Origin of the sequence: Paenibacillus glycinis, assembly GCF_009909185.1 — a bacterium.
Lineage (GTDB): Bacteria > Bacillota > Bacilli > Paenibacillales > Paenibacillaceae > Paenibacillus_Z > Paenibacillus_Z glycinis.
In genome coordinates this window covers 147,840-162,970 of the sequence record NZ_JAAAMV010000017.1, presented here as the reverse complement: position 1 = coordinate 162,970, position 15,131 = coordinate 147,840, and the positions used below count along the sequence as shown (strand labels likewise).

General features: G+C 58.8%; 15 protein-coding genes. 3 read left to right on the top strand and 12 right to left on the bottom strand.

From position 1 onward, the window contains the following. Positions 1–7: 7 nt before the first annotated feature. The 9 genes from minD to GT019_RS18710 form a co-directional block, all read right to left on the bottom strand. A complete protein-coding gene (gene minD / locus GT019_RS18750) occupies positions 8–799 on the bottom strand; it encodes a septum site-determining protein MinD (RefSeq protein ID WP_161744710.1) in 792 nt (263 codons plus the stop codon). Between the two features lie 16 nt (positions 800–815). Beyond that, complete coding sequence (minC, locus tag GT019_RS18745; RefSeq protein ID WP_161744709.1) at positions 816–1,475, bottom strand: septum site-determining protein MinC; 660 nt, start codon at positions 1,473–1,475, stop codon at positions 816–818. A 69-nt stretch (positions 1,476–1,544) separates the two neighbouring features. Further along, positions 1,545–2,069, bottom strand: a complete 525-nt coding sequence (gene mreD, locus GT019_RS18740; RefSeq protein WP_161744708.1) for a rod shape-determining protein MreD — start codon at positions 2,067–2,069, stop codon at positions 1,545–1,547. Continuing rightward, a complete protein-coding gene (gene mreC, locus GT019_RS18735; protein WP_328803990.1) occupies positions 2,066–2,941 on the bottom strand; it encodes a rod shape-determining protein MreC in 876 nt (291 codons plus the stop codon). Before mreC ends, mreD begins: the two co-directional genes overlap by 4 nt. A gap of 101 nt (positions 2,942–3,042) precedes the next feature. Further along, the gene (locus GT019_RS18730) at positions 3,043–4,077 is read right to left on the bottom strand and encodes a rod shape-determining protein (protein WP_161744707.1); all 1,035 of its coding nucleotides are present in this window, start codon (positions 4,075–4,077) and stop codon (positions 3,043–3,045) included. A 44-nt stretch (positions 4,078–4,121) separates the two neighbouring features. Then, positions 4,122–4,814, bottom strand: coding sequence for a RadC family protein (gene radC, locus GT019_RS18725; RefSeq protein WP_161744706.1), 693 nt, complete (start codon positions 4,812–4,814; stop codon positions 4,122–4,124). Between the two features lie 72 nt (positions 4,815–4,886). Beyond that, positions 4,887–5,516, bottom strand: coding sequence for a Maf family protein (locus tag GT019_RS18720; RefSeq protein WP_161744705.1), 630 nt, complete (start codon positions 5,514–5,516; stop codon positions 4,887–4,889). 35 nt (positions 5,517–5,551) lie between these two features. Next, entirely contained in the window at positions 5,552–5,794 is a 243-nt protein-coding gene (locus GT019_RS18715) for a DUF4321 domain-containing protein (protein ID WP_161744704.1), read from the bottom strand. A gap of 62 nt (positions 5,795–5,856) precedes the next feature. Beyond that, positions 5,857–7,266, bottom strand: coding sequence for an SPOR domain-containing protein (locus GT019_RS18710; RefSeq protein ID WP_161744703.1), 1,410 nt, complete (start codon positions 7,264–7,266; stop codon positions 5,857–5,859). Between the two features lie 134 nt (positions 7,267–7,400). On the opposite strand from GT019_RS18710, the gene GT019_RS18705 reads away from it, so the two are divergent. From GT019_RS18705 to GT019_RS18695, 3 genes are all read left to right on the top strand, one after another. Further along, on the top strand, positions 7,401–7,733 hold the full coding sequence (locus GT019_RS18705; protein WP_161744702.1) for an ArsR/SmtB family transcription factor: 333 nt from the start codon (positions 7,401–7,403) through the stop codon (positions 7,731–7,733). 59 nt (positions 7,734–7,792) lie between these two features. Continuing rightward, positions 7,793–8,305, top strand: a complete 513-nt coding sequence (locus GT019_RS18700) for an SRPBCC family protein (protein ID WP_161744701.1) — start codon at positions 7,793–7,795, stop codon at positions 8,303–8,305. 222 nt (positions 8,306–8,527) lie between these two features. After that, positions 8,528–9,388: a peptidoglycan-binding domain-containing protein gene (locus tag GT019_RS18695; RefSeq protein WP_161744700.1), complete on the top strand. Its 861-nt coding sequence runs from the start codon at positions 8,528–8,530 to the stop codon at positions 9,386–9,388. Positions 9,389–9,617: 229 nt separating this feature from the next. On the opposite strand, the gene murC is transcribed toward GT019_RS18695, so the two are convergent. From murC to GT019_RS18680, 3 genes are read right to left on the bottom strand one after another with little or no spacing between them, the layout of a single operon-like run. After that, the gene (gene murC / locus GT019_RS18690; protein ID WP_161744699.1) at positions 9,618–11,012 is read right to left on the bottom strand and encodes a UDP-N-acetylmuramate--L-alanine ligase; all 1,395 of its coding nucleotides are present in this window, start codon (positions 11,010–11,012) and stop codon (positions 9,618–9,620) included. A 7-nt stretch (positions 11,013–11,019) separates the two neighbouring features. Beyond that, positions 11,020–12,390 (bottom strand): bifunctional folylpolyglutamate synthase/dihydrofolate synthase, encoded by a 1,371-nt coding sequence (locus tag GT019_RS18685; RefSeq protein WP_161744698.1) that lies wholly within the window; start codon positions 12,388–12,390, stop codon positions 11,020–11,022. 5 nt (positions 12,391–12,395) lie between these two features. Further along, positions 12,396–15,056 (bottom strand): valine--tRNA ligase, encoded by a 2,661-nt coding sequence (locus tag GT019_RS18680; RefSeq protein ID WP_407945092.1) that lies wholly within the window; start codon positions 15,054–15,056, stop codon positions 12,396–12,398. Between the last annotated feature and the right edge of the window lie 75 nt (positions 15,057–15,131).

Genomic DNA, 15,131 nt, shown 5'->3' with positions numbered 1-15,131 from the left:
TTCGCAATCATCCTATTCCAAGAAACTTGCGGAATCGCTTCATGACGCCCGTCTTCTCTTCGAGCGGCATGAGAGGCACCATGTCGCCAAGCATGCGCCTGGCGATGTTGCGGTAAGCGATCGCGGCGCGCGAGGACGGATCCATGACCGTCGGCTCGCCGGCGTTGGCCGAACGGATGACCTTCTCGTCGTCGGGAACGATGCCGAGCAAATCGATCGCAAGCACCTGGCAGATTTCATCGATGTCGAGCATATCGCCGGAGCGGACCATATTCGCGCGAATGCGGTTAATGACGAGCCGCGAAGGCACCTGCGCCTGCTCCAGCAGTCCGATGACCCGGTCCGCGTCCCGGACGGCCGCGTTCTCCGGCGTCGTGACGATGATCGCGCGGTCGGCGCCGGCGATGGCATTCCGGAAGCCTTGTTCGATGCCGGCCGGACAGTCGATGATGACGTAATCGTATTCTTTCTTCAGCTCCACGACGATATCCTTGACCTGCTCGGGCGAGATATCGCTCTTATCCTTCGTTTGGGCGGCCGGCAGCATATACAGCTCTTCGAATCGTTTGTCCTTGACGAGCGCCTGGTTGAGCCTACAGCGGCCTTCCGCTACATCGATCAAGTCATAGATGATGCGGTTTTCGAGCCCCATGACCACGTCCAGATTGCGCAGGCCGATATCCGTATCGACCATGCACACCTTTTTCCCAAGCAACGCAAGCGCCGTGCCGATATTGGCCGAGGTCGTCGTTTTGCCGACCCCGCCTTTACCCGATGTCACCACAATCGCTTCTCCCATGACTTCACTCCCCCGCTCAAGCTCTAAACAAGACGGGCAGCTTGCGCAAGCGCTGCAGCTGCGTCATCTTATCGATTTTCATTACGCCTTCGCTCAAGAAGGCAAACTCCATCATCGCGTCCCCCGTCATCCATTCGTCCGGCGGACGGCTGATGACATCGTCGATGCGGAGCTGCGTCGGTCTCAGCAAGGACGCGGCGATGACGGCATTCTTCTCTCCCTTGAAGCCGGCATGCGCCAGTCCGCGGAGCGCGCCGAGCACGTATATGTCCCCCGTGCACATCACCGTGCCGCCAGGGTTGACGTCCCCCATCAGCAGCAGGTTGCCGTCGTGCTCGACGGTTTGGCCGGAACGGACGATGCCCGTCAAGAGCTTGATATTATTGCCGTCTTCGGGCTTCGCTTCGACCCGGGCCTCGCTCTCGATCGTTTGCACGAGCAGATTGCCCTGCTGCCGGATCGTCGCTTTAATCCGTTCTTTTTCTTCCTCGTTGATCAGACGGGTGCCGAGCTTCACTTGAACGTGAACGATGGGACCTGTCAGCAGCTGTTGATGCGATTTTTCCAATTTGTACTGCAGTTCGTCCAGCAAGGCGGAAAACTCGCAATTGTCGTCGAGGAGGAAAATCAACCCGTCCTTGACGCCTTTTATCGTAATATGCTGCTTCTCGGTCACGCTCGCTTCACCCCTCTCTCTCTATACGATTCTTTCATTCGCGCGCGTTTTCCTGCCTCGAAGGACGCGTTAATCTTCTTCCTCGTCCGTTTTGGGCTTTATGCTGCCTTCGAACCATCGTCTTGCCGGTATGTACAAGGCCAATGCGAATAATAGCTGAAGAAACAAGCTCGGAATGACATGCTGCGACAGCGCCCATTCAAACGTTTGATCCGTAAGCCGGAAAACCCGGTAGATGAAATAGACGACCGTATCGTGGACGAGAGTGGACAGCCCGATCATCGAAAGCGCCATCAAGAGCGTGCTGCGCTTGCGCTCCATCAGCAGCCCGGTTAAATACCCGACCAGCCCCATCGCGAAGGCATGCACGCCGAGAATACGGCCGTAAAAGGCCAGATCCTGCAGCAAGCCGAACGACAAGCCGAGCAGGAGCGCCGAGTGCCGCCCCCGGTAGAGCGCCGCGAAGAGCACGAAAGCGAGCGTAAAATGCGGCACGATGCGCCCGACCATATCATCCGGGAGCAACCAGTAGAAGATCGTTCCTTCCGACAGAAAGAACAGTACCATGACGCCTATGATACGCTGGAGGCTCATGGAGTTTCTGCTCCCAAATCGGAGGTTTGCACGACGAATACTTCGGTCAAATGATCGAAATCCGCCGCCGGCGTAATCGTTGCCGTGTAGGTCAGGCCGAAATCGCCCACCTGGCTGCTGTCGACCGTGCCGATGACCATGCCGCGCGGATAAACCCCGCCTTCGCCGGACGTAATGACGGTATCCCCTTTCTTCAGGGGGTCGTGCTCGGAAATTTTGGACATGGACAGCTTGCCGGTCTCCGAATCGTAATTGTCGACGATGCCGAACGACTTCTCTTCCTTGCCGAGAACCGTGGCCGCGATCAGCTTCGTATCGATCGAATTCACGTTCAGCTTCGTGATCGGCATGACGGAGGAGAAGAACGGATCGACGCGCATGATCAAGCCGACCAAGCCTTTGTTGGTGACGACGACCATGTTCGGCTTGATGCCGTCCTTGGAGCCCAAATTGATGCGGATCGTCTCGTCGTACGGATCGTTGTTGACGGCCACGACCTGGGCGATCAGATATTTATAGTTATCCAGCTGTTTCTGGCGTTCGGTGAAATCAAGATCTTCCTGAAGATCTTTTAGCTTGGCCTCCATGCCGTTGTACTTGATGCTGTCCCGCGCGTAAGCGGCAGCCGCGATGCGCAGCTGCTCGTTTTCCTTGTACACCTCGCGCATATGGGACAAGTCGTGGACGAGATTCGACACATAGCCGGCCGGCCGATACAGCCACTGCTGGAAGAAGCCCGTCGTATCGAGCGCGAAATTTTCCGGCCACGACAGCTTCTTCCGGTCGCCGATGGAAAAGCCCAACACGGCAACGAAGAGAATAAACACGATCATGAGCACAAACATCCGTTTGTTGCGCATCCAATTAAACACTTCTTCACCCGCCCATTTCGTACTGAATGCTGAACGACCCCACGGCTCGTTCAAACCAATCAGCGTCGGTCATCCGTTTTCCCCGAAATCCTTGTGCCGGATTACTTCTTGGAGCGGGAAACCGGACCTCCGCGTGTTTTGAACAGGTCGATATTGTCCAGCGCTCTGCCTGTTCCGATTGCAACGCAATCAAGCGGATTCTCCGCCACGATGACCGGCATCCCCGTTTCGCGCGCGAGCAGCTTGTCCAGGTTCTTCAGCAATGCGCCGCCGCCCGTCAGGACGATGCCGCGGTCCATGATGTCCGCGGACAGCTCGGGCGGGCATTTCTCGAGGGTGACCTTGACGGCGTCGACGATGGCATTGACGGTATCGGCCAGCGCCTCGCAAATCTCGTCCGACGATATCGGAAGCGTCTTCGGCAATCCCGACACCAAGTCTCGTCCGCGAATTTCGATCGTTTCCTGCTGTTCCAGGGCGAGCGCCGATCCGATCTCCATTTTCAGCTGCTCGGACGTTCGCTCCCCGATCATGAGGTTGTACATCCGCTTGATGTACTGCATGATCGCCTCGTCCATCTCGTCTCCGGCGATGCGGATGGAACGGCTCGTGACGATGCCGCCGAGCGAGATGACCGCAACCTCCGTCGTGCCTCCGCCGATGTCCACGACCATGCTGCCCGTCGGCTCCCACACCGGCAGATCCGCGCCGATCGCCGCCGCGAACGGCTCTTCGATCGTGAAGGCTTCCCGCGCGCCCGCTTGCACGGTCGCGTCCTTCACCGCGCGCTGCTCGACGGCCGTGATGCCCGACGGCACGCAAACCATCACGTTCGGATGGCGCGGAAACAACGAACGGCTCTTCTGCGCTTGACGGATGAAATATTTGATCATCGTGGAGGTCGTGTCGAAATCCGCGATCACGCCGTCTTTCATCGGGCGGATCGCGCGGATGTTGCCCGGCGTGCGTCCGATCATTTTTTTGGCGTGCTCGCCGACGGCTTCGATTTTCTTGGTATCGGTACGAAGAGCAACCACGGAAGGCTCTCTTACGACAATTCCTTTTCCTTTGACATAGACCAGCGTGTTAGCCGTACCCAAATCGATTCCCAGATCTTTCGAAAAACCACCAAACATAGTTGTATCTTCCTTTCTTTCGTAAGACAATCCCTCTTATTATATTACATGTGGCCTTGCTCCTTCAAACTTATAAAGCGATTGTCACCTATTACCAAATGGTCGAGTACATCGATGCCGACAAGCTCGCCCGCTTCTACCAGGCGTCTCGTGAGGGCGATATCTTCGGGGCTCGGCGTCGGATCGCCGCTGGGGTGATTATGCAGGCAGATCAGCGAGGAGCTGCTGCATTTGATCGCCGCGCGAAACACTTCGCGAGGATGGACGAGCGTCGCGTTGAGGGTGCCTACGGATAACGTTTCCGTTAAAATGACTTGATTTTTCGTATTTAAGTATAAGCAAACGAAATGCTCCTGCTTCAAATAGCGGAGCTCTTCCATCATGATTTGCGCTGCGTCGGAGGGTCTTCGGATCGTCGGCAATTCTCCCTGCTGACTGCGGGCGAGACGGCGGCCGAGCTCGATGCCGGCGCGGAGCTGCACCGCTTTGGCTGGTCCGATCCCCCGGATCTCGGTCAGCTCCGCGATGCTCATGTCCACGAGCCCGCGCAGGCTGCCGCACTGTTGAAGAATTCGCGACGCGAGGAGAACGGCGGATTCGCTTCTCGTTCCCGTTCGCAGCAAAATGGCCAGCAATTCCGCATGACTGAGTGCATCGGCCCCAACGGTCATCAGGCGCTCTCTGGGTCGGTCTTCGTTAGGGATGTTTCGAAGCACATAGGGCTTGCCTGCCTCCATGTGAGTTCCCTGCTTTCTGGTAGTGGTTGGTGTCGAGCAAGCGCGCCGTAAACCGGCTGCGTTCCGGCGCGTTTAAATAACCGCGATGCCGAATTCGGACAGCATGTCCGACAGGAGCGAGAGCGGCAAGCCGACCACGTTGAAATAGCAACCGTCGATCCGGTCGACGAGCACGGCGCCTCGGCCTTGTATGCCGTAGCTGCCCGCTTTGTCCATCGGCTCGCCGGATTCGACGTAGCGTTCGATCGTGCCGGAATCAAGCGGTTTCATGACGACTTCCGTTCTGCGGTGCGCGGTCAGCTGCCGACCGGTTCGCGGCTCGAAGCATGCGATTCCGGTAAACACCTCGTGCCGGCGCCCTTGAAGCCGGCTCAGCATGCCCACGGCATCCGCACGGTCGCGGGGCTTGCCGAGCGCTTCGCCGTCAAGCACGACGATCGTATCGGCTCCGATAATGAGCGAGGCCGACGCGTCCTCGGGCGAAAGGAGCTCTGCCGAAGCCCTGGCCTTGCGCAATCCGAGCCGTTCGACGATTTGCGGCGGCGTCCAGTGCGGAGGCGTCGTTTCATCCGTGTCGCTTGACAAAATGAGAACCGGCAAGGAAAGGCCGAGTGAAGCGACCAATTCCCGCCGGCGGGGAGAAGACGAAGCCAGCACGAGCTGGCTGGGATGTTCAATTGGGGTCGTGCGGGAATGTTCCATCAAGGCAAAGCTCCTTTGCGCATCGTAGCAGCTCCCTACAGTTTGCGGTACAGCCAAATGGCGAGCACAAGGCCGGCGATGCTGAGCAGGCTGACGTGGAGCCGCAGCGTGAACGAATAGCTCAGCACGAGCAAGTCCGCGGCGGGCGACCAAACAATGGGGGTCGATTTCGTCAGAAACGAAAGTCCTGGGACCGTAGTCAACGAACGGGCGATAAGCGCTCCGGCCAGCAGGCCGATCACGATGAACAGCAGCAATACCCAGAAATTTTTCTTCATCTTCCAACGTCCCTCGCCATTTTTTGACACGTACATTTCATTATACGCGTCCCGGGAACGCTTTACAATGATTCCATGGAAGCAAACCAGTCTTTCTGGATAAAGACCGCGTTCATGAGCGAAGTCTGCATGGACCACAGATAGGCTTCGGAAGGTTTTTTGGCATATTCGCCCGCGGCGACGGCTGCCGTGTTCACGGCCTGAACGAGTTTGTGCAGCGTGTCTTTATTCGTTTTGTCCGTCATGCCGGTCTCCATTTTGGACGCGGCTTCCGTCCATTGCTGGTGCAGCGCCTGCCATTCGCCGTCAGCGGCCGATTGTCCGCTCAGCTTCGCGACCGTCATCTCGTCCAGCTTCGCAAGCAGCCGGGCCGTGTCTTCGAAGAACGATTGCGCATCGGCCGGGGCGCCGCCATATGCGAACCCGCTCAGCGCGGGAACATCGATTTGCTTGACGTAAACGTCCATGCCGGCAAGCGTCCGGCCGAGCAGTTCGGCTTCGTCGCGATCCGTCGACATCCCGACATAGATGCGATAATCGTCCTTGGATGTCAGCGAAGCGGCCGCAAGCCCCTTGCCATGAAGTTCCGCCGCGGCTGCGCCGAGCCCGTCCTTCGTGCTGAACACCCCGTATTGCAGCATGTAATAGGAGGCTGCCGGCACGTCTACCTTCACCGTCGGAAGCCCGCCGGCGCTCGCCGCGCCGCCCGTGCTGCTCGGATTGCCGCCTTCGGTGCCGGGGTCCGTCGCCTTGCCTCCGTTCGCGGCTCCCGCCGTTTTTCCGCCGCCGGTTACGGTACCGCTTGCGGCAGGCAAGGAATCCGCCGTCGTGCCCGCGCTATCGGAACCGGTTCCGCCCGTGAACAGCGTCAAGACAAAATAGCCGAACAGCGCCCCCGTCGCGATCGCGCCCGCGACCGAAGCGAACACTTTGAACCACGACGGCCCCTGCGGCGGCCGCTTCGCGGAGCCGGCAAGCCGCGTATCGAAGGACATGCGCTTCCCCGGCTTGTTGCGGCTCCCGTACAGATCCTCCTCGACTTCGATCTGGGGATACATATCGATGATCGGCGATGCGGCGCCGCGCTTGGCATACGGCTGCAGCGGCATCTCGCGTTCCGTTCCTTCGTCGCCTAACAATATCGTATCGTCGGCCTCGAAAGGAGGCATGGCCTTCTCCGGCGCAAGCGGCGCGTACGGGGGTTCGATCTCTTCCGCGTAAGCTCTTGCCCGGGTCATCGGCTCGCGCTTCGGCATTTGTCCGTCGGCTTCGCGAATAAGCTGCTCCAGCGCATGGGCATCATTTTGAAACGGGCTGTTCCAGGCCGGGATGTCCGGCGAGAATTTCATTTCCTCTTTAAAATAACGGGCGTCATCGGCTTCCGATGCGCGCGGCTGCTCATGCGGCGGCTGCTCCACGCGTTCTCCGCTCCGTTTATCGAAACGATACGTAATGCGTCCATTCGAATTCATCGCACTCTCTCCTTGTCCGCGTACTCTAGTACATGTCTATGAGAGAGTTGAGAGAATTATGACCAGGCAGCCGCGGCATTCTTGCATTCAGCCATTCCTTTACAGGAATATTCCCTATGGAGTATATTATGAACATGAATGCGACTTTAAGCGCTCTTGCCGAGCCGAACCGGTTACACATTGTCGAGTTGTTGCGCGACGGTCCTCTTCCGGTAGGCGACATTGCCGATAGGCTTCATCTTCAGCAGCCGCAGGTTTCCAAGCATCTTCGCGTGCTGCACGATGCCGGGCTAGTCGGCATGCAGCCTGCCGCCAACCGGCGCATATACAAGCTGGAAACCCGTCCGCTCCAGGAGCTGGACGCTTGGCTGGGCTCATTCCGTCGAGTCTGGGAGGACCGCTTCGATCAGTTGGAGGATTATTTGCAAGAACTTCAGAGCAAGGCCAAGAAGCCGGATGGCGACTAGGAGGGCCTAAGCGGCATTTTCACCACGATTGAGCTAACTATTGGAGGTATTCTTGAATCATGACGCAGCAGCAAAACGGAAATGCAGAGGAATTAATCCTCACCCGCACGCTTAATGCCCCGCGCGATCTCGTTTTCAAAGTATTTACCGAAGCCGAGCATCTGTTGAACTGGTGGGGACCCAAGGGCTTGGCGATGAACGTCGCGAAAGTAGACCTTCGCCCGGGCGGGTTGTTCCATTACAGCATGAAAACGCCGGACGGCCATGAAATGTGGGGCAAGTTCGTTTACCGCGAAATCTCGCCTCCGGAGCGCCTGGTCTTCACCAATTCCTTCTCGGACGCCGAGGGAAATACGCTTCGCCATCCGGCCAGCCCGACATGGCCCATGGAAATGCTGAATACCTTGATCTTCGAGGAAGCGGACGGGAAAACGAAATTGACGATGCGCGGCATCCCCGTCAACGCTTCCGAAGAAGAGCTTCATACATTCGACAGCAACCGCTCCAACGTCCAACAAGGCTTTGCCGGTACCTTTGCCCAACTGGACGAATACCTGGCTAAGCTTGTATAACGGCATGATCAAGCAAGATGCCGGCCCCCTTCGTCCTCGAGACGGAGGAAGCCGGTCCAGACGGCAAACCAACCTTCGGGTTGGTTTTTTTTATCCGGACGCTTGGTTGATTTTGGCTTATGGGCCAGCCCGTCTCGGCGGCATAAGAAAAATAATAGTAGGGGTATAGTAAGGGCTGTGGCTTACGAGTCCGCATACTTACTAAGGCAGGTGTCTTGTTGAATGAAGGAGAAGAACCACGCTGATGCTTTGAAACAATGGCGTTTCAAAAAAGTCGCCCGATTGTTGGCGGTTTCCATGCTGGCGTTGGTGCTGTTCGTAGGCATGTCCAACGTCGGCTCCGCGATCGGCAAAGGGGCTCACGGACCGGATGTATACGTCATTCAGGGGATGCTGAAGTCGCTTGGCAGCTATTCGGGGCCGATTGACGGACATTACAACGATCTGACGGTCCGAGGCGTAAAGTACTATCAGAAGAAACACGGCCTCAAAGCTACGGGCGTCGTCGACAGCAGAACGCTTAAGTCCATCGTATACGTCTATCACGCCAAAAAGTCCGGCATGCAAATGCGAGCCAAAAGCAAAAGCTGGAGCAACGGGCGCGCGCAAGGCATCCGAAACGGCAAAGGCGGCGGCGGGCAAGGACGCGGTAACGGTCAAGGCAGGGGCGGCGGCAAAGGTCAGGCCGGCGGTCGAGGTCAAGGCGGCGGTCGAGGTCAGGCAGGCGGTCAAGGTCAGGGAGGCGGTCAAGGCCTAGGCGGCGGTCGAGGTCAAGGTCAGGGTGCCGGTCAAGGTCAGGGCGGCAGTCAAGGCCTAGGCGGCGGTCAAGGTCAAGGCGGCGGTCAAGGTCAAGGCGGCGGTCGAGGCCTAGGCGGCGGTCAAGGTCAAGGTGGCGGTCAAGGTCAAGGCGGCGGTCAAGAGCAAGGTAACGGTCAACGGCAAGACAGCGGCCAACGGCAGGACAACGGCCAACGCCAAAACAACGGCCAACGGCAAGACAACGGCCAACGGCAAGACAATGGCCCGCGGCAAGATAACGGCCCGCGGCAAGATAACGCCCAACGGCAAGACAGCGGTCAATAAAAGCAAGGCGGATACGGCTCGGGAAGCAAAGGAGTCAGATACGGCAAAAACGGCGGAAACGACTACACCACGCCATTGAGCCGGAAACCCCGCGGGGATTTCCGGCTTATCGTTTGCGCTAGAACGATGAAGGGCCCTCATCCTGTACATGTACAGGATGAGGGCCCTTTTCAAGCTTGCGAGGGAGCGCCGCTTACGGCAGCCGGCTCCATCAATTGGTTATGCCCGCCTAGGCGTTGGCACGCAGCGATTTCGCCAGCGCATCGGCAACCTTCCAGATGTCGCCGGCCCCCATCGTAATGACGAGATCGCCCGGTTTGACCCGGGCGGTCAACACCGCCAACGCTTCTTCCTTCGTCGGATAATAGCTCGTATTGGGGTTGCTGTTCTTAATGATCAACTCGACGAGCTTCTTCGAATTGACGCCTTCGATCTGCTGCTCGCCCGCCGGCGAATAGATATCCGTAATCAACACTTCGTCCGCCTCCGGGAACGCGCGGCTGAACTGCTCCAGCAGGAAGAACGTCCGGGTATAGCGCTGCGGCTGGAAGACGGCGATGATCCGTTTGCCCGTCGACTTCGCGGCGCTGATCGTCGCCTGGATTTCCGTCGGATGATGCGCGTAATCGTCGATGACAAGAATATCGTTGATTTCGCCCAGCACCTGGAACCGGCGTTTCGCGCCGCGGAAATCGAGAATCGCTTCGGCGATGGACGCGAACGGGATCCCCGCCTCGAGGCACGTAATGACGGTAGCCATCGCATTGTACACGTTGTGGCGCCCCGGAACCGAGAGCTCGATTCTACCGAGCAGCTGGCCCTGTTTCGTCATATCGAAGGAAACCTTGCGATCCCCGAGCAAAATGTTGCCGGCCCGATACACCGCCTCTTGGTCGATGCCGTACGTCAGCACGCCTTCATGGCCGAGCGGCCCCGCCAAGAGCTCGGGCAGCATGCCCTGCATGTTCTCGTCGTCCGCGCAGACGATCGCGCTGCCGCCCTGCTTCACCTGGCTCAGAAACTGCACGTAGGCCGCCCGCAATTTATTAAAATCGCCGTCGTAGTTTTCGAGATGATCCGGTTCGATATTCGTCACGATGGCGATCGTCGGATGATACTGCAGGAACGATCCGTCGCTCTCATCCGCTTCCGCGACGACGTATTCGCCCTTGCCGGCCTTCGCGTTCGTGCCGACGTTGACGATCTCGCCGCCGATGATGAACGTCGGATCGAGCTTGCAGTTCTCCATGACGAGCGCGATCATCGACGAGGTCGTCGTCTTGCCGTGCGCTCCCGCCACGGCGACGCCTTTGCCGATGTTCATCAGCCGCGCCAGCATTTGAGCCCGGTGCAGGATAGGGATATTCAAATCCTCTGCCGCTTTCCGCTCCACATTGTCCCGGGATAAGGCCGTCGAATAGACGACAAGGTCCGCTCCGGCGACATGCTCCGGCTGATGTCCGATGAATATGCGCGCTCCTTTGGCCGCAAGCTTCTCCGTAAGTTCTTGGCGCGCTACGTCGGAGCCGGTTACCTTATAGCCCATCTCCAGCATGACACGCGCGATTGCGCTCATGCCGTAACCGCCGATTCCGATGAAATGAACGTGTTCTGCTGTATTCAAAGACGGTTCACCAACCTTTTTCAGAATCCTGATTATAGAGCAATTTGGAGCGGACGTCGGCAATCAAGTAGAGCGTGCCGGTCACGACTGCCAGATCCGCCTCGCCGGTCGACATCTTCAGCCGCGCAAGCGCCTGTTTCCAATCCGGTTCCACGATGAGCTCGAAAGAATAGCCCGCTTCCTCCCGAAGTTCATGAACAAGCGCCGCCAGATCGGCAGCGGACAGAGCCTTGCGAAAATCCGCCTCTGTCACGACAAGCGTATTCACTAGAGGTAGTATATGCCGCAAAGTGTCACGATGATTCTTATTCGCGAGCATCGCGATCATAAGGTGAAGACGCTCGTACGAATACGTCTCCCGCAGCGCGGCCGCAAGCATCTGCGCGCCCTCGGGATTATGGGCGCCGTCGATGAGAATGCGCGGCGATTCGCCGATCATCTCCAGGCGGCCCGGCCATGCGGCGCTGCGGAGTCCTTCCCGTAAATCCTCGTCCTCCAGGATCAGCGCGTAATACTGCCGCAGCACTTCCAGCGTCATGACCGCAACGACCGCATTCGTCCGTTGATGCGGCCCGTTCAGCGTAATCGTCAGCTCGTCGATCGAACGGAACAACCCGTCGAAACGGAACGTCTGCTCGTTCTCCCGGACGAGGGTCGCCGTCTCGCGAAACTGGTCGCCCAGCATGTACAGCGAGCTCTTCTTCGCTCTTGCGGTATCCCGAATCACCTGCGCGGCTTCAGGCTGGCTTACCGCGCTGACGACGGGAACCCCCGCCTTGATGATGCCGGCCTTCTCCGCGGCGATCGCTTCGAGCGTGTCGCCCAGGATATCCATATGATCGTGGCCGACGTTCGTGATGACCGAGACGATCGGCGTGACGATGTTGGTCACGTCCAGGCGGCCGCCCAACCCCGTCTCCCATACGACGAAGTCCGGGTAAGCGACCGTTCCGTAGTACAGAATCGCCAGCGCCGTGGATACCTCGAACATCGAAGGCGAACCAAGCTCCGAGGCGGCGATCTCCTCGACGAGCGGCTTGAGCCGGTTTGAGAGCGCCAGCAGCGTCTCTTCCGGAATGTCGGTGCCGTTGTATTGGAAACGATTCGTAAACTTCGTGATGTACGGGGACGTGAACGTCCCCACGTCATAGCCGCAGCGCAGCAGCACGCTGGTCAGATAGGCGCAGACCGAGCCTTTGCCGTTGGTGCCCGCCACGTGGATGAACTTGAGCCTGCGTTCGGGATGGCCCGTCAGCTCCATCAGCTTCTGGATGCGCTCCATGCCGGGGCGGATGCCGAACGCAACCAGCCCTTCGATCCACAATCTCGCTTCTTCGTACGAAGCAAGCGGCTTTATGTCATGTTGTTGTTCGCTCATCCGCTTCAGCCTCTCAATTCCGCGATGCGCGCTTTGACTTTATCGCGCTTATCGGCATAGTCAGCCATTTTCGCTTTTTCTTCCTCGATGACTTTCGCCGGCGCCTTCGCCACGAAGCCTTCGTTCGCGAGCTTCTTCTCCACGCGCGTCACTTCGCTGTCCAGGTATTGGATTTCCTTCTCCAGACGGGCGATCTCCTGCGAGATGTCGATCAGGCCGGCAAGCGGCAAATACATTTCGGCGCCGGTCACGACCGCGGTCATCGCTTTGTCCGGCGCGCTCAATTCGAGGCTGACGTCCAGCTTCGACGTGCCGCAGAAACGAACGATGAACTCCTCGTTGCGCGCCAGAATGGCCGCTTCGTTCGCGCCGGAAGGCTTAATCTGAAGCTCGATCTTCTTGCTCATCGGCACGTTGACTTCGGCGCGGATATTACGGACCGCCCGAATCATCTCCATGAGGAGCTCCATCTCGGCTACGGCATCCGGCGCTTCCAGCGACGAGTCGTACACCGGCCACGGCGCAAGCGTGATCGTCTCGCCTTCATGCGGCAGATGCTGCCAGATCTCCTCGCTGATGAACGGCATGAACGGGTGAATCAGCCGCTGCGTCCGGTCGAGCACGTAAGCGAGCACCGACTGCGTCGCGCGCTTCGCCGCCGCGTCTTGGCCGTTCAGGTTCAGCTTCGCGAATTCGATATACCAGTCGCACAGATCGTCCCAGATGAAATTGTACAGCACGCGTCCCGTCTCGCCGAAATCGTAGCTGTCGATCAAGCGCGTCGTATCCGCGACCGCCGCGTTCAAGCGGTGCAGGATCCAACGGTCGGCGGTGCCGAGCTTCACGTTGATGTCGATATCCGCCGCCGTGACGCCTTCCAGGTTCATGAGGGCGAACCGGGATGCATTCCAGATCTTATTGGCGAAATTGCGCGCCTGCTCGACCCGCTCCCAGCGGAAGCGCAGATCCTGCCCAGGCGTGCTGCTCGTCGAGATCATGTAGCGCATCGCGTCCGCGCCGTATTTCTCGATCACCTCGAGGGGATCGACGCCGTTGCCGAGCGACTTGGACATCTTCTTGCCGTTCTCGTCGCGGACGAGGCCGTGCATCAGCACGTCCTGGAACGGCACCTCGCCGGTGAATTCCAGCGCGGTGAAGATCATCCGGGCCACCCAGAAGTAGATAATATCGTAACCCGTGACGAGAACGTCCGTCGGGTAGAATCGTTTCAAATCTTCCGTTTGTTCCGGCCAGCCGAGCGTCGAGAACGGCCAGAGGCCCGAGCTGAACCACGTATCGAGCACGTCCTCGTCCTGGCGGAGCGACGCGCTGCCGCAGGCCGAGCAAGCGGTCTGGTCTTCGAGGGCGACATGCATCGCGCCGCAGGCGTCGCAATACCAAGCCGGAATGCGGTGACCCCACCAGAGCTGACGGGAAATGCACCAGTCGCGCACGTTCTCGATCCATTGCAAATACGTTCTGTCGAACCGGTCCGGCACGAAGTTTACGCCTTTGCCGCCGCGCTGCGCTTCGATGGCCGCTTCCGCCAGCGGCTTCATGTCCACGAACCACTGCGTCGACAAATACGGCTCGACGACGGCGCCGGTGCGCTCGCTGTGGCCGACTTGATGGACATGGTCCTCGATCTTGACGCAGACGCCGCTCGCTTGCAGGTCCGCGACGATCCGCTTGCGGCATTCCGCGCGATCCATGCCGTTATAGGGACCGGCCTCGGCGTTCATCGTGCCGCTCTCGTCCATGACGACGATTTGCGGAAGGTTGTGGCGCAGGCCGACTTCGAAGTCGTTCGGATCATGCGCGGGGGTGATCTTAACCGCGCCGGAGCCGAAATCCTTCTCGACGTATTCGTCGGCGATGATCGGAATTTCCCGGCCGACGATCGGCAGGACGATCATTTCCCCGATCAGGTGCTTGTAACGCTCGTCTTCGGGATGCACCGCGACCGCCGTATCGCCGAGCATCGTCTCCGGACGGGTCGTGGCGACCGTGATGACGCGGGAGCCGTTCTTCATCGGATACTGCAGATGGTACAGGTGGCCGTTCACTTCTTTATGCTCGACCTCGATATCCGACAACGCCGTCCGCGCCGCCGGATCCCAGTTGATGATCTTTTTGCCGCGGTAAATCAAGCCTTTCTCGTAGAGACGAACGAATACTTCGCGCACTGCCTTGGAGAGGCCTTCGTCGAGCGTGAAGCGTTCGCGCGAATAATCGAGCGAGAAGCCCATTTTCGCCCATTGGTCGTGGATCGTCTCGGCGTAGCTGTCCTTCCATTCCCATACCTTCTCGAGGAATTTCTCCCGTCCCAGGTCGTAACGGGACTTCCCTTCTTCGCGCAGCTTCTGTTCGACCTTCGTCTGCGTCGCGATGCCGGCATGGTCCGTGCCCGGAAGCCAAAGGGCGTCGAAGCCCTGCATCCGCTTGGTCCGGATCAGGATATCCTGCAGCGTGAAATCGAGCGCATGGCCGATATGAAGCATGCCCGTTACGTTCGGCGGCGGGATGACGATCGTATAGGGCTCCGCCGAAGGGCGCTTGCCCGCTTCGAAAAACTTGCCCTCCATCCAGAAAGGATACCATTTCGTTTCCGCGGCCTTCGGGTCATAGGTCGTCGGCATTTCAGTCATCGTTTGTTTTTGCGACATGTCCATTCCTACCTCCATATTATGTCCTCTTCCGGTTCCGGCGCGGAATCGCGCGCCGCCGGTCGTTAAGCGCTT

Excerpts from the sequence above, each read along its gene's own strand:
- GT019_RS18685 (WP_161744698.1), bottom strand. The coding sequence starts at position 12,390 with ATGAGCGAACAACAACATGACATAAAGCCGCTTGCTTCGTACGAAGAA.
- GT019_RS18695 (WP_161744700.1), top strand. The coding sequence starts at position 8,528 with ATGAAGGAGAAGAACCACGCTGATGCTTTGAAACAATGGCGTTTCAAA.
- mreD (WP_161744708.1), bottom strand. The coding sequence starts at position 2,069 with ATGAGCCTCCAGCGTATCATAGGCGTCATGGTACTGTTCTTTCTGTCG.
- GT019_RS18710 (WP_161744703.1), bottom strand. The coding sequence starts at position 7,266 with ATGAATTCGAATGGACGCATTACGTATCGTTTCGATAAACGGAGCGGA.
- GT019_RS18715 (WP_161744704.1), bottom strand. The coding sequence starts at position 5,794 with ATGAAGAAAAATTTCTGGGTATTGCTGCTGTTCATCGTGATCGGCCTG.
- GT019_RS18720 (WP_161744705.1), bottom strand. The coding sequence starts at position 5,516 with ATGGAACATTCCCGCACGACCCCAATTGAACATCCCAGCCAGCTCGTG.
- GT019_RS18680 (WP_407945092.1), bottom strand. The coding sequence starts at position 15,056 with ATGTCGCAAAAACAAACGATGACTGAAATGCCGACGACCTATGACCCG.
- GT019_RS18700 (WP_161744701.1), top strand. The coding sequence starts at position 7,793 with ATGACGCAGCAGCAAAACGGAAATGCAGAGGAATTAATCCTCACCCGC.
- minD (WP_161744710.1), bottom strand. The coding sequence starts at position 799 with ATGGGAGAAGCGATTGTGGTGACATCGGGTAAAGGCGGGGTCGGCAAA.
- GT019_RS18705 (WP_161744702.1), top strand. The coding sequence starts at position 7,401 with ATGAATGCGACTTTAAGCGCTCTTGCCGAGCCGAACCGGTTACACATT.
- radC (WP_161744706.1), bottom strand. The coding sequence starts at position 4,814 with ATGGAGGCAGGCAAGCCCTATGTGCTTCGAAACATCCCTAACGAAGAC.
- GT019_RS18730 (WP_161744707.1), bottom strand. The coding sequence starts at position 4,077 with ATGTTTGGTGGTTTTTCGAAAGATCTGGGAATCGATTTGGGTACGGCT.